This window comes from Micromonospora sp. NPDC051925 (assembly GCF_044548625.1).
GTDB lineage: Bacteria > Actinomycetota > Actinomycetes > Mycobacteriales > Micromonosporaceae > Micromonospora.
Genome location: NZ_JBIUCH010000008.1, coordinates 147,435 through 162,468 on the forward strand (window position 1 = coordinate 147,435; position 15,034 = coordinate 162,468).

A 15,034-nucleotide genomic window follows, 5' to 3' on the forward strand; every position below is an offset into this window, starting at 1 on the left:
CGTTAAGGCGTGAAGGTCGGTAACCCCTCGGAGGCAGTCAGTGGCATCGGTGATCGTCAGCGGCGCGCGGACCCCGATGGGCCGGCTGCTGGGCAACCTCAAGGACCTCCCGGCGACGAAGCTCGGCGGTGTCGCGATCAAGGCGGCGCTGGAGCGCGCCGGGATCGCCCCGGACCAGGTGCAGTACGTGATCATGGGTCAGGTGCTCCAGGCCGGAACCGGGCAGATCCCGGCCCGCCAGGCGGCCGTCGAGGCCGGTATCCCGATGTCGGTGCCGGCGCTGAGCATCAACAAGGTGTGCCTCTCCGGCCTGGACGCGATCGCCCTGGCCGACCAGCTCATCCGGGCCGGCGAGTTCGACATCGTGGTGGCCGGTGGGATGGAGTCGATGACCAACGCCCCACACCTGCTGCTCGGCCAGCGCGCCGGTTACAAGTACGGCGACGTCACCGTCAAGGACCACATGGCCCACGACGGGCTCAGCGACGCGTGGGACTGCTGCTCGATGGGGGAGTCCACCGAGCGGCTCGGCGTACGGCACGGCATCACCCGCGCGGAGCAGGACGCCTTCGCGGCGGCCAGCCACCAGCGGGCCGCCGCCGCGCAGAAGAACGGTCACTTCGCCGACGAGATCACCCCGGTGGTCATCACGCAGCGCAAGGGCGACCCGTTGGTGATCAGCGAGGACGAGGGCATCCGGCCGGACACCACCGCCGAGTCGCTGGGGAAGCTGCGCCCGGCATTCGCGAAGGACGGCACGATCACCGCCGGCACCTCGTCGCCGATCTCGGACGGCGCGGCGGCCGTGGTCGTGATGAGCAAGGCCAAGGCGAACGAGCTGGGCCTGACCTGGCTGGCCGAGATCGGTGCGCACGGCAACGTGGCCGGCCCGGACAACTCTCTGCACTCGCAGCCCTCGAACGCCATCCAGCACGCCCTGAAGAAGGGCGGGTTGAGCGTCGAGGACCTCGACCTCATCGAGATCAACGAGGCGTTCGCCCAGGTCGGCATCCAGTCCGCGCGGGACCTCGGGATCAGCACCGACAAGGTCAACGTCAACGGCGGGGCCATCGCGCTCGGCCACCCGATCGGCATGTCCGGTGCCCGGCTGGTGCTCACCCTGGCGCTGGAACTCCAGCGGCGCGGCGGCGGCACCGGCGCGGCGGCGCTGTGCGGTGGTGGCGGCCAGGGCGACGCCCTGATCATCCACGTCCCGGCCGGCACCGAGAACTGACCGCCCGGCGAGTGAGCCGGGTCTGTGAGCCCCGTGGTCGTGGGGCGGAGGTGGCTCGGTGAGCGCGAGGAGTGAGCCGGGTTTGCGAGCCCCGCAGTCGTGAGCGAAGGTGGCTCGGTGAGCGCGAGGAGTGAGCCGGGTTTGCGAGCCCCGCAGTCGTGAGCGAAGGTGGCTCGGTGAGCGCGAGGAGTGAGCGGGGTTTGCGAGCCCCGCAGTCGTGAGCGAAGGTGACCCTGTGAGTGTCGAGAACGCCCCGGCTCCGGCCGCTGTCCCGGTACGTCGCAGTCGGGACGTACCGATGCTGGTGGAGCGGGCCCGTGCGGGTGACCCTCGTGCGGTGGCCCGGCTGATCACCCTGGTCGAGTCCGGTGACGAGGTGTTGCCGCAGGTGGCGGCGGCGCTGGCACCGTACGCCGGGCAGGCCCAGGTGGTGGGGTTGACCGGTTCCCCGGGGGTGGGCAAGTCGACCACCACCAACGAGCTGGTCCGGGCGCTGCGGGCGGGCGGGCACCGGGTCGGGGTGTTGGCCATCGACCCGTCCAGCCCGTTCACCGGCGGGGCGATCCTCGGCGACCGGGTCCGGATGCAGGACCACGCCACCGACCCGGGTGTCTACATCCGGTCGATGTCCAGCCGGGGCCACCTCGGCGGGCTCTCCGCGGCGACCCCGCAGGCGGTCCGGGTGCTGGAGGGCGCCGGCTGCGACGTGGTGCTGGTGGAGACGGTCGGGGTCGGCCAGGCCGAGGTGGAGGTGGCCTCGCTCGCCGACACCACGCTGGTGCTGCTCGCCCCGGGCATGGGTGACGCGATCCAGGCGGTCAAGGCCGGCATCCTGGAGATCGCCGACGTCTTCGTGGTCAACAAGGCCGACCGGGACGGCGTGGACGCCACCGTCCGCGACATCCAGGGCATGATCGCGCTGGGTGAGCGCGGGCCGGGGGAGTGGCGTCCGCAGGTGGTCCGGTCGATCGCCGCGCGGGGCGAGGGGATCGACGACATCGCCGCCGCGATCGACAAGCACCGTGGCTGGCTGGAGCAGCACGACGAGCTGCGCCGCCGTCGCCAGGCGCGGGCCGCCGCCGAGATCGAGGCGATCGCGCTCGGCGCGCTGCGCGCCCGGATCGGTTCCCTGCGCGACGGTACGGAGCTACCGGCGCTCGCCGCCAAGGTAGCCGAGGGCACCCTCGACCCGTACGCCGCAGCAAACGAACTACTCGCCCAAATCCGCTCCTAACCCCACCCCCACCCCACCCCACCCCGCCCCCGCCCCCCGCCCCACCCCGCCTCCCGTGTCGATCATGGAGTTGTGGTGCCTGACGAAAGCCGCAAAATTGGGCGTACGCGGCACCCTAACTCCATGATCGACGGTCTGGACGGGTGGGTGCGGTCGTTGGGGTGGCTTGTAGGGTTCTGGGGTCGGTGTGTCGGTGTGGGGGAAGGCGGTGGGTGTCGGTGAATCACGAGGCGACGCAGGAGCTGTCGGTGACGCCGGACGCGGTGGCGGGCGGGACGACACAGGTCTCCGACGAGGTGGTCGAGAAGATCGCGGTGGCTGCCGCGAAGTCCGTGCCCGGGGTGGCCGAACTCGGCGGTGACGTGGCCCGGTTCTTCAACGCCGTACTCGACAAGGTTGGGTTGGACCAGGTCGGCGACGCCCGGCGGGGCTGCTCGGCGCACGTCACCAACGGTGCGGCCGTGGTCAAGCTGGTGCTCGTGATCTCCGCCGGCCACCCGGTGCCCCAGGTCACCGACGCGGTGCGGGCCGCGGTGACGGCGGCGGTCGAGGCGTACGGCCTGCGCGCCGACGAGATCAACATCCGGGTGGACGACGTGGCGATGGGCGACCCCGGGGCAATCGTCGCCTGAGTGGCTGACGCGTTACGCCGATTGCCTGGCGGGGCTGTTTCGTGGTGCGCGCCTCGCCTCGTGAGGGCTTGGGTCGTGGGGCTTTCTTGCTCTGGCGGCGTCACGGAATTCGTGAAGCTCGATGGGATCGGTAGGTGCTACGCCGGAGACTCGTATGCCGAGCTGGCATGAATATGACAGGCCGGCATGCCAACCTCCGAGGGTAGGCGTCCGCCTGGCGACAGCTGAGTGTGAACTTGATTATGGGGGCGCCCGCCGCCCCGCCCGCGGTTGCTCGGTGATCAAGAGGTATACGTCAGGCTCGCTCGGAACGGTGACGTAAACCTCTTGATCACCGTGGTGAGCCTCCCGATCACTGTGGTGGGCCTCTTGGTTGGCGTTATGGCTGGGAGGGGTGGGTGGGGGGTGGGGGGTCTGGTTACCGGGGGGTAGGGGTTTCCTTAGCGATCGTTCAGGATCTCGTTCTACACTCGGATTTCAGTCGAGGACTCGAGGAGGAGCCCCGCGGATGAACGCCGACGAGATCGCCGCCGGACGGGCACGCTGGCAGGCCCGGTACGACGCCGCGCGCAAGCGGGACGCGGACTTCACCACGCTGTCCGGAACGACCGTGCAACCGGTGTACGGGCCGCCCGAGGGGACCGCGTACCCCGGGTTCGAGCGGATCGGCTGGCCGGGCGAGTTCCCGTACACCCGGGGGTTGCATCCAACCGGCTACCGGGGTCGGGCCTGGACGATCCGGCAGTTCGCCGGGTTCGGCAACGCCCAGCAGACCAACGAGCGGTACAAGATGATCCTCGGCGCGGGCGGTGGCGGGCTCTCCGTCGCGTTCGACATGCCGACCCTGATGGGGCGCGACTCCGACGACCCGCAGGCGCTCGGCGAGGTCGGCCACTGCGGGGTCGCGGTGGACACCGCCGCCGACATGGAGACCCTCTTCGACGGCATCGACCTGGCCGGGGTCACCACCTCGATGACCATCTCCGGCCCGGCGGTGCCGGTCTTCTGCATGTACCTGGTCGCCGCCGAGCGGCAGGGCGTCGACGTGTCCAGGCTGGACGGCACGTTGCAGACCGACATCTTCAAGGAGTACATCGCGCAGAAGGAGTGGCTCTTCGACCCCGAGCCGCACCTGCGCCTGATCGGCGACCTGATGGAGTACTGCGCCGCCGAGATCCCGCGCTACAAGCCGCTGTCGGTCTCCGGCTACCACATCCGCGAGGCCGGCTCGACCGCCGCGCAGGAGCTGGCGTACACCCTGGCGGACGGGTTCGGCTACGTCGAGCTGGGGCTGTCGCGTGGACTGGACGTCAACGTCTTCGCCCCCGGGCTGAGCTTCTTCTTCGACGCCCACCTGGACTTCTTCGAGGAGATCGCCAAGTTCCGGGCCGCCCGCCGGATCTGGGCCCGCTGGCTGCGCGACGTCTACGGCGCCACCAGCGAGAAGGCCCTCTGGCTGCGGTTCCACACCCAGACCGCCGGGGTGTCGCTGACCGCGCAGCAGCCGGTCAACAACGTGGTACGCACCGCCGTGGAAGCCCTCGCCGCAGTGCTCGGCGGCACCAACTCACTGCACACCAACGCCCTGGACGAGACCCTCGCCCTGCCCACCGACTCCTCCGCCGAGATCGCCCTGCGGACCCAGCAGGTGCTGATGGAGGAGATCGGGGTGACCAACGTGGCCGACCCGCTCGGCGGCTCCTGGTACGTCGAGGCGCTCACCGACGCCATCGAGGCCGAGGCGGAGGAGATCTTCGCCCGGATCCGGCAGCTCGGCGGCGAGGGCCCGCACCAGATCGGCCCGATGACCTCCGGCATCCTGCGCGGCATCGAGGACGGCTGGTTCACCGGACACATCGCCGAGTCGGCCTTCGTCTACCAGCAGGCGCTGGAGAAGGGCGACAAGAGGATCGTCGGGGTCAACTGCCACACCGGCACGGTCGCCAAGGAGTTGGAGATCCTGCGCATCTCGCACGAGGTGGAGGTGGAGCAGCGCCGGGTGCTCGCCGAGCGCAAGGCCGCCCGGGACACCTCGGCCGTGACGGCGGCGGTGAACCGCATGGTCGAGGTCAGCCGTACCGGCGGGAACATGATCCCGCCGATGCTCGACGCCGTCCGCGCCGAAGCCACCCTCGGCGAGATCTGCGACGCCCTCCGCACCGAATGGGGCACCTACCGCGAACCCGCCCGCTTCTAACCCGGAAGTAGCCCTACTTCCGCCCGCCCAGGACCCCTCCGCATAGCGAAGCGCCCATCCCCCCACCCAACACCCCATCCCCGTCCACCTGCCCCCCGTCCACCCCACCCCACCCCACCCACCGGTCGATCATGGAGTTGTGGTGGGCGTAGCGCCCCCTTTGTGGTGCTTCGGAACCACCAAAACTCCATGATCGACGGGGCGAGGGCGGGGCGGGGGCGGGGTGGGAGGGGTGGGGGGTGAGAGTGGCAACTGTGGGCGTTGCGGGTGAGCTGGGAAGGGTGGGAGGCGTGCGAGACTAGGTAACCATGAGCGACCCACGGATCACCTCGTCGATCTTCACCCGCGGCGCGGTCGACCTCAGCGCGCTGCGCGGCACCGCCCCGGCCAGTTCCCGTCCCACCACACCGAGTCAGACCGGCACGTCCACCGGGCTACCGGGCGGTCCCGCCGCAGGTGGCGCCGCTGCCGCGCTCGACGTGACCGAGGCGAACATCCAGTCCGAGGTCCTCGAACGGTCGATGACGACGCCCGTCGTGGTCTTCTTCGGTGCGGCCGGCTACCCGGACAGCGACCAGTTCGCCCCGGTGCTGGAGCGGTTGGCCGCCGAGGGTGCCGGTCAGTGGGTGCTCGCCCGGGTGGACGTCCAGGAGAACCCCCGGATCGCGCAGATGTTCCAGATCCAGGCGATCCCGACCGTCTACGCGGTCGTCGGCGGTCGTCCGATCGACGCCTTCCCCGGGGTGATCCCCGAGCCGCAGCTGCGTCAGTGGCTCGCCGCCGTGCTGAAGGCCGGTGGCGTCACCGTGGCGGAGCCGGAGGACCCCCGCCTGGACGAGGCCGACGACGCGCTGATGAGCGGCGACCTGGACGCCGCCGAGCAGGCGTACCGGAAGATTCTCGCCGAGTCCCCGGCGGACGCCGCGGCCGAGGCCGGTCTGGCCCAGGTCGGGGTGGCCCGGCGGGTCGCCGGTGCGGACCCGCAGACGGCGCTCGCCGCCGCGCAGCGCAATCCCGACGACGTCGACGCCCAACTGCTCGCCGCCGACATCGAGGTGCTCAGCGGGATGGCCGAGCAGGCGTACGCCCGGCTGGTCGGGCTGGTCCGGCGGACCGCCGGCGACGACCGGGACAAGGCCCGCCAACACCTGATCGCACTGTTCAGCATCGCCGGCCCGGACGACCCCGCCGTGGCCTCCGCCCGCCGCGCCCTGGCCAGCGCCCTGTTCTGAGTACGTGAACGCCCGCGCGGGCCGGCCCTCCGGCCGGCCCGCCCGACCATCGAGGACGGGAGCCCGTGATGCGCCGAATCGCCGTCCTCGACGCGCCGACCAACCTGGGCCTGCGCCCGCCCACCTCCACCTCCGTCCCCGGCTGCGGCAAGGCCCCCGGCGCGCTGCGCGACCACGGGCTGCTGGCCCGGCTACGGGCCCGGGACGCCGGCTGCCTCACCGCCCCCCGGTACGACCCGGGCGACTGGCGGCCCGGCGACGGCGTCTGCCACGCGCGGGAGATCTCCGGCTATTCGACGGCACTCGCCGACCGGATCGGCGCGATCATCGACCGGGGTGAGTTTCCCCTGGTCCTCGGTGGGGACTGCTCGGTGCTGCTCGGCTCGGCGCTGGCCATGCACCGGCTCGGCGAGGCCGTCGGCGGGCGGATCGGGCTGGTCTTCGTCGACGGCCACTCCGACTTCCGGCACCCCGGCAACGCCTCGTACGTCGGCGCGGCGGCGGGGGAGGACCTCGCCCTGGTGACCGGGCGGGGGCAGGCCGACCTGGCCGCCATCGAGGGCCGTCGACCGTACTTCCGGGACATCGACGTGGTGGTGCTCGGCATCCGGGCGCAGGACGAGTACCGGCTCGACCTCCAGGCCGCCGGGATCACCACCCGACCGGTGCCGGCGCTGCGCGCCGAGGGTGCCGCCCGCAGCGCCCAGTGGGCGCACGAACAGTTGGCGGACTGCGCCGGCTACTGGGTGCACATCGACGTGGACGTGCTCGACCCGGCGGTGATGCCGGCCGTGGACGCCCCCGACCCGGGCGGGATCGCCTTCGCCGAGCTGGAGATCCTGCTCGCCGGGCTGGTGGACACCCCGCACTGCCTCGGCGTCGAGCTGACCGTGTTCGACCCCGACTACGACCCGGACGGTTCGTACGCCAGCGAGATCGTCAACACGATCGTCGCCGGGTTGGCCCCGGTCGTCGCCCCGGACGCCGTCCCGCCCCGGCTGCTACCGGCCCTGCCGGAGCAGCCGGCCGAGCCGGAGCCGGACCCCGCACCGGACCGGGCCGAGGAGCCGGTCGCCTGACCCGGGCGGGTCAGGAGCGGGCGCGCAGGAAGCGTTCGGCGATCGGGACGGCGCTGGCCGTACTCGATCCGCCCTGCTCGACGAAGACGGCGAACGCGACGTCCCCGCGCCAACCGACGAACCAGGCGTGGGTGTGCGCCGGGTCGTCGTCGTACTCGGCGGTGCCGGTCTTGCCGTACACCGGGCCACCGGGCACGTCGGCCAGCGCCTTGCCGGTGCCGGCGGTGACCACCTCCCGCATCATCGTCTTCAGCCCGGCCACCGACTCGGCCCTCAGCTGCGGGCCGGCCTCGGCCGGTGCGGCCGGGGCCGGGTCGAGCACCAGCTTCGGCTGCTCCCAGCGGCCCCGGGCGACGGCGGCGGTGGCCCCCGCCATGGCCAGCGGACTGACCACTGTGGTGCCCTGGCCGATCGCGGCGGCGGCCTGCTCGGTCGGGCCGCCGCCCGCCGAGATCTTGCCGGTGAAGATGTCCATGCCGAGGTCCCACCGGCCCTCCAGACCGAGGGTGCGGCCGGTGACGGCCAGTCCGTCCGGGCCGAGCTGCGGGGCCGACGCGACGAACGCGGTGTTGCAGGACTTGGCGAAATCGGTACGGAACGGCACCTTGCCCAGGACGAAGTCGTCGGAGTTCTTGAACGACCGACCGTCCACGCTGAAGGTCTTCGGGCAGTCGACGATGGTCTGCGGGGTCACCGCGCCCTTGTCGAGCAGGCCGAGGGCGCTGACCGTCTTGAAGGTGGAGCCGGGCGGCACCTGGGCGGTGAAGGCCAGGTTCTCCCCGGCCGCCCCGGGACCGTTGGCGGCGGCGAGCACCGCGCCGTCGCTGATCCGGACCGCCACCAGGGCCGCCCGCCGCTTCTCGGCCCGCAACGCGGCGTCGGCGGCGTTCTGGGTGGCCACGTCGAGGCTGGTGCGGACCGGCTCGCCGGCGCGCGGTTCCTGCCGGAACGCCTCGGCGACGACTGTGGTGCCGCCCTCGGGGGTGGGCCGACGCACCTCCACGGTCGTCCCGGGAGCGCCGCGCAGCCGCTCGTCGTAGCGGCCCTGGAGCCCACCGTGGCCGACCAGGTCGCCCTTGGCGTACCGGTCGGGGTGGGCGGCCAGGTCGTCGGCCTGCGCCTGGTCGACCGTGCCGAGCAGGGCGCGGGCGAACTCCCGGGTGGGGGCGAGGTCCAGCTTCTCGGCCTGGAACTTCGTCCCCGGCAGGTCGTAGATCCGCGACCGGATCTGCCGGTACGCCTCGTCCCGCAACGTCACCACCTCGACGAAGGCGTCCGGATCGGCGTCGCGCAACCGCTGCGGCAGGTCGGTGAGGTCGACCGGCGGGCTGATCGGCGGGGTGACCGCCTTGAACGCCGCGTCGAGCCGCCCCACCAGAGCCCTGGCGTCGGCGACCTCGCTCGGCTGCACCCCCACCCGGACCACCGGCCGGGGCGTCACGATCGGCTGCCCCGCGCCGTCCAGCACCCCGGCCCGGGGCGCGGCGGTGCGCCGCAGCGTCAGCCGGTCGCCCTTCTCCAGTTGCTCGTGCAACAGCTGGGGCTCCCAGATCACCTGCCACTGGTCGTCGCCATCGTTCTGCCGCAGCCGGATCGGCCGCTGGTAGGCCCAGTCCGCCCCGCCCGGCAGCGCCCACCGGATGTCGACCTTCGTGGTGGCGAGGTTTCTGGTGACCTCGACGTCACCGGCGCGACGCAGGGTGGGTGGGGTGGTGGCCAGGTCGCCGGAGAGTTTCTTGATCTCCTCGGCGACCGTGGCGGCGGGCACCCCCGCCCCGGTCGGGTCGACGAAGCCCACCTTGTCCAGATTGCCGGAGCGCCAGCCGACGAGGAACGCGTCCACGCTGCCCGCCAGCCCGTCGTCGCCGGAGCAGCCGACGAGGGCACCGGCCGCCAGCACCGTGGCGGCCAGGGCCGCGAGCCCTCGTCGCAGGGGCGTGCCGGGGCGACGGTACGGGTACGGCAGGGGCATGGAACAGGCACCTTTCGGGTGGTGGGCTGCCCCGCACGCTAGTACGCGACTGCCGCCCGTACTGCCCCGCGCGGCCGGCGGGGTCGCCCCACCGGCCTGGTCGACGGCGGTGTCGCGCCTGCGGGCAGCGTGAAGAGGTGGACCCGCAGGTGTGATGAACATCGCGGGGCGGGGTACTCGGCACCCGGCCGACCGTGGATCTGCAACGGGCGAAAGGACAAAGTCCCGAACCGGACGTCCGGCCGGTGGTCCGCCGAGGAATGGACAGAGCGACGGGCCTAAGGTGGGCGGCAGAGTGACCCACAATGCGGTGGGTCGAGGGGAGTGGCACCGATGGACCGGCGTCCGGCGATCAAACCGGTACCCGAGCTCCGGCAGACTGATACCGGCCGGGACGACAGCTTCGATTCGACGACCGACGGGGACAGCCCGCCGATCGACGGGGACGGCTTCGGTCGACTCGACACAGGGGTGACCGGGATGACCGGTTCGAGCATCGACACCCTCTACGACCTGGGCCTTCCGGTGGAAGCGCTCGGCGACGACGTGGAGGACGCCGAACTCGACGAGCCGGTGCCCAACGCGGAGCGCCTGGTGGCCCAGGCGGTGGCGTTGGCCGGTGACGACCACGACGCGGCGACCCTGGTGGGGCGGTTCTGGCGGTTCGCGCCGGACGAGGAGCTGATCGGGTTCACCGCCGAGGAGATGCTCGACGCGGCCCGGGCGCACCGGGATCTGGCCCAGCAGCGGGTGCCGGGCGAGCTGAAGTTGCGCATCCACTCACCCGACGCCGACCAGCACCATACCGTCGTCGAGATCGTCACCGACGACATGCCGTTCCTGGTCGACTCGGTGACCGCCCTGCTCAATGCCCACCACCTCGACGTACACCTGCTGGTGCACCCGCTGGTGGTGGTCCGGCGGGAGCCGCTGGGCCGGCTGACCGAGGTCTCCGCCGACGTGGAGCCGGACGACGCGATCGCCGGTGACCTGGTCGAGAGCTGGATGCGGATCGAGATCGACCCGGTCCGCGACGCCGACCAGCGGGACAGGCTGCGCCGCGAGTTGCAGCGGGTGCTCACCGACGTGCGGGAGGCCGTCGAGGACTGGCCGAAGATGCGCCAGCGGGCCCTGGCGCTCGCCGACGAGTTGTCCACCGCCCGGACGGCGGACGACCGCCCGCCGGTGCCGGAGAAGGACATCACCGACTCGGTGGAACTGCTGCGCTGGCTGGCCCACGACCACTTCACCTTCCTCGGTTACCGGGAGTACCGGCTGGTCGACTCCGGCGGGGAGGGTGGCCCGGCGCTGGAGGCGGTGCTCGGCACCGGGCTGGGCATCCTGCGGTCGGACTCGCCGGAGGCGCGGGCGCTGTCGTCGATGACGTCGGAGGCGCACGAGAAGGTGATGGAGAAGCGGCTGCTGATCATCACCAAGGCGAACTCGCGGGCCACCGTGCACCGTTCGGCCTACCTGGACTACATCGGTTTCAAGATCTTCGACGAGGCCGGCGAGGTGGTCGGCGAGCGGCGGTTCCTGGGCCTGTTCTCCACCGCGGCGTACCGGACCAGCGTGCGGGAGCTGCCGGTGGTCCGCCGCAAGGTGGCCGAGGTGCTGGACCGCTCCGGGTTGAGCCAGCGCAGCCACTCGGGCAAGGACCTGCTCCAGATCCTGGAGACCTACCCCCGCGACGAGCTGTTCCAGATCAAGACCGACGACCTGTACCACGCGGTGATCGGTGTGCTGCGGATGGCCGGTCGCCGGCAGCTGCGGGTGTTCCTGCGCCGGGACGCGTACGGGCGGTTCATCTCCTGCCTGATCTACCTGCCCCGGGACCGGTTCACCACCCAGAACCGGCTGCGCATGCAGGACATCCTGCTGCGCGAGCTGAACGGGGTCGGGGTGGACTACACCACCCGGGTCACCGAGTCGATGCTGGCCCGGGTGCACTTCATCGTCCGGACCGACCCGGGCAACCCGCCCGGGGCCATCGACGCCGACCTGCTCGCCGAGGAGTTGGCCGACGCGACCCGGCTCTGGGACGACGACTACCGGCTGGTGCTGGAGCGCAAGCTCGGCGACGAGCAGTCCAAGCACCTGTTCACCCGGTACGCCGACGCGTTCCCGGAGGGCTACAAGGACGGGCACACGCCGTACGAGGCGATGAAGGACCTGGCCAAGCTGGAGCTGCTGGAGGAGCCCGGCCAGCTGGAGATGCACCTGTTCCGCAAGCAGTGGGCACCCCGGCCGGGGCAGCGCGACACCGGGGCCGACGAGGCGATGGACGTCCGGTTCAAGGTCTACCGGTACGGCGAGCCGATGATGCTCTCCGCCGTGCTGCCGGTGCTGCACTCGCTGGGCGTCCGGGTGGTCGACGAGCACCCGTACGAGGTGGACCGGACCGACGGCCGGGTCTTCCTGTACGACTTCGGCCTGCGCCTGCCCGAGGGGCACCAGGAGTTGGCCGAGGTACGCCCGCACGTGGAGAACGCCTTCGCCGCCGCCTGGCGGGGCGAGGCCGAAGTGGACGGCTTCAACGAGCTGGTCCTGCGCGGCGGTCTCACCTGGCGGCAGGTGGTGGTGCTGCGGGCCTACGCGAAGTACCTGCGGCAGACCGGGGCGGTCTTCTCCCAGGAGTACATGGAACAGACCTTCATCGCGTACCCGCGGATCGCCGCGCTGCTGGTGGAGCTCTTCGAGGTGCGGTTCGCCCCGGGCGGGCGGAGCACCGAGCAGCGCCGGGAGCGCAGCGGTGAACTGGTGGACGCGGTCCGGGTCGCGCTGGACGACGTGGCCAGCCTCGACCAGGACCGGATCCTGCGCGCCTACCTGACGTTGATCCAGGCCACCCTGCGGACCAGCTTCTACCAGAAGCGCGCCGACGGGCGGCCCAAGCCGTACGTGGCGTTCAAGCTGGACCCGCAGGCCATTCCGGACCTGCCGGCCCCCCGACCCAAGTTCGAGATCTTCGTGTACTCGCCCCGGTTCGAGGGCGTGCACCTGCGGTTCGGGCCGGTGGCCCGGGGCGGACTGCGCTGGTCCGACCGGCGGGAGGACTTCCGCACCGAGGTGCTCGGCCTGGTCAAGGCGCAGATGGTGAAGAACGCGGTGATCGTGCCGGTCGGGGCCAAGGGCGGCTTCGTGCTCAAGCAGAAGCCGGGGGACCGGGACGAGGCGGTCGCCTGCTACCAGGAGTTCGTCGGCGCGATGCTCGACGTCACCGACAACATCGTCTCCGGGGAGATCGTGCCGCCGGTGGACGTGGTGCGGCACGACGCCGACGACCCGTACCTGGTGGTCGCGGCGGACAAGGGCACCGCGACGTTCTCCGACATCGCCAACCAGATCTCGGCGGCGCACTGCTTCTGGCTGGGCGACGCGTTCGCCTCCGGCGGTTCCGCCGGCTACGACCACAAGAAGATGGGCATCACCGCCCGGGGCGCCTGGGAGTCGGTCAAGCGGCACTTCCGCGAGCTGGGCCACGACACCCAGACCCAGGACTTCACAGTGGTCGGCGTCGGCGACATGTCCGGTGACGTGTTCGGCAACGGGATGCTGCTCTCCGAGCACATCCGGCTGGTGGCCGCGTTCGACCACCGGCACATCTTCCTCGACCCGGACCCGGACGCGGCCACGTCCTTCCGGGAACGCAAGCGGCTGTTCGACCTGCCCCGGTCGTCGTGGGAGGACTACGACCCGACGCTGATCTCCGAGGGTGGTGGGATCTTCCCGCGTGGGGCCAAGTCGATCCCGATCACCCCGCAGGTGCGGGCGGCCATCGGCCTGGCCGACGACGTCACCCAGCTCAGCCCGCCGGAGCTGATGAAGGCGATCCTCACCGCACCGGTGGACCTGTTCTGGAACGGCGGCATCGGCACGTACGTGAAGGCGTCCAGCCAGACCAACGCCGAGGTGGGCGACAAGTCCAACGACGCGATCCGGGTGGACGGCAAGAGCCTGCGCTGCCGGGTCGTCGGCGAGGGCGGCAACCTGGGCTGCACCCAGCTCGGCCGGATCGAGTACGCGCTGACCGGCGGCCGGATCTACACCGACTTCATCGACAACGCGGCCGGGGTGGACTGCTCCGACCACGAGGTGAACATCAAGATCCTGCTCAACACGGCGGTCGCCGACGGCGCGCTGGACGTCCCCGAGCGGGACGAGCTGCTCGCCCAGATGACCGACGAGGTCGCCGAGCTGGTGCTGCGGGACAACTACGACCAGGCTCGGGCGATCAACAACTCGCAGGCCCAGGCCGCCTCGCTGCTGCCGGTGCACCGCCGGATGATCAGCGAGCTGGAGCGGGCCGGTCAGCTCGACCGGGCGCTGGAGGCGTTGCCCCCGGACGAGGAGCTGGCGGTCCGCACCGAGTCCGGGCTGACCGCGCCGGAGTTCGCGGTGCTGCTCGCGTACGTGAAGATCGTGCTGGAGCGGGAGATCCTGAACGAGGGTCTCGCCGACGAGGAGTGGACGACCGACGTCCTGGTCAAGTACTTCCCGACGCCGATGCGCGAGCGGTTCGCCGACCGGATGGCCCAGCACCGGCTGCACCGGGACATCGTCACCACGGTCCTGGTCAACGAGGCGATCAACCGGGGCGGCATCTCGTTCGTCTTCCGGGTCGTCGAGGAGACGGCCGCCTCGGCGGCGGACGTGATCCGGGCGTACGTGGTGGTCCGGGAGGTCTTCGGGCTGCGGGAGCTGTGGGCGGCGGTCGAGGCGCTGGACAACCAGGTCTCGCCGGAGTTGCAGACCAGCGTCTACCTCGACACCCGGCGGCTGCTCGACCGGGCGGTGCGCTGGCTGGTGACCAACCGGCGCTCGCCGATCGACGTGCCGGCCGAGATCGCCCGGCTCCGCGACGGGGTGGCCCGGCTGCTGCCGGACCTCCAGGAGCGCTTCCACGGCAGTGAGCGGGAGTCGCTGCGGGCGCACATCGACGCGATGACCGCCCGGGGGCTGCCGTCCGGGCTGGCCGAGCAGGCGACCCGGCTGATGTACAGCTTCGGCCTGCTGGACGTGGTGGAGACGGCGGCGGCCAGCGGGCGCGACGTCGGCGAGGTGGCCTCGGTCTACTTCGTGCTCTCCGACCGGTTCCGGGTGGACTCGCTGCTGTCGAAGATCTCCCTGCTGCCGCGGGAGGATCGCTGGCAGACGCTGGCCCGGATGGCGCTGCGTTACGACCTGTACGCCGCGCTGGCCGCGCTCACCGGGGAGGTGCTCGACTCCACGCCGGGCGACCTGCCCCCGCAGGAGCGGGTGCTCCAGTGGGAACAGTCGAACGCCACCTCGATCCACCGGGCGCACCGGGCGATGGGAGAGTTCGACGAGTCGCGGGCCGACCTCGCCTCGCTGTCGGTGCTGCTGCGTCAGATCCGTACCCTGGTGCGGACGTCCGCCGCAGCCTGACCGTACGCCGGGCCGCGCCTCCGGTGGGACCAACGTCCCGCCGGA

General features: G+C 71.6%; 7 protein-coding genes and 1 pseudogene. 7 read left to right on the plus strand and 1 reads right to left on the minus strand.

Annotation, left to right across the window (positions count from 1 at the left end; translation table 11 throughout):
* The first annotated feature begins 40 nt into the window (after positions 1-40).
* The 6 genes and pseudogenes from ACIG87_RS13000 to ACIG87_RS13025 form a co-directional block, all read left to right on the plus strand.
* Positions 41-1,234, plus strand: coding sequence for an acetyl-CoA C-acetyltransferase (locus ACIG87_RS13000; protein WP_396850698.1), 1,194 nt, complete (start codon positions 41-43; stop codon positions 1,232-1,234).
* Positions 1,235-1,532: 298 nt separating this feature from the next.
* Positions 1,533-2,468, plus strand: a complete 936-nt coding sequence (gene meaB / locus ACIG87_RS13005) for a methylmalonyl Co-A mutase-associated GTPase MeaB (RefSeq protein ID WP_396850832.1) — start codon at positions 1,533-1,535, stop codon at positions 2,466-2,468.
* A 218-nt stretch (positions 2,469-2,686) separates the two neighbouring features.
* Positions 2,687-3,100, plus strand: a complete 414-nt coding sequence (locus ACIG87_RS13010) for an Asp23/Gls24 family envelope stress response protein (RefSeq protein WP_396850833.1) — start codon at positions 2,687-2,689, stop codon at positions 3,098-3,100.
* Between the two features lie 508 nt (positions 3,101-3,608).
* The gene (locus tag ACIG87_RS13015) at positions 3,609-5,297 is read left to right on the plus strand and encodes a methylmalonyl-CoA mutase (RefSeq protein ID WP_396850699.1); all 1,689 of its coding nucleotides are present in this window, start codon (positions 3,609-3,611) and stop codon (positions 5,295-5,297) included.
* 308 nt (positions 5,298-5,605) lie between these two features.
* Positions 5,606-6,529 carry a tetratricopeptide repeat protein gene (locus ACIG87_RS13020; RefSeq protein WP_396850700.1) on the plus strand — a complete coding sequence of 308 codons (924 nt, stop codon included), beginning with the start codon at positions 5,606-5,608 and terminating at the stop codon, positions 6,527-6,529.
* 65 nt (positions 6,530-6,594) lie between these two features.
* Positions 6,595-7,605: pseudogene (locus ACIG87_RS13025) on the plus strand (arginase family protein); the annotation flags it as partial.
* A 13-nt stretch (positions 7,606-7,618) separates the two neighbouring features.
* Here ACIG87_RS13025 and ACIG87_RS13030 read toward each other — a convergent pair.
* Positions 7,619-9,580: a penicillin-binding transpeptidase domain-containing protein gene (locus tag ACIG87_RS13030; protein ID WP_396850701.1), complete on the minus strand. Its 1,962-nt coding sequence runs from the start codon at positions 9,578-9,580 to the stop codon at positions 7,619-7,621.
* A 333-nt stretch (positions 9,581-9,913) separates the two neighbouring features.
* On the opposite strand from ACIG87_RS13030, the gene ACIG87_RS13035 reads away from it, so the two are divergent.
* Complete coding sequence (locus tag ACIG87_RS13035) at positions 9,914-14,989, plus strand: NAD-glutamate dehydrogenase (protein ID WP_396850702.1); 5,076 nt, start codon at positions 9,914-9,916, stop codon at positions 14,987-14,989.
* Positions 14,990-15,034 lie beyond the last annotated feature (45 nt).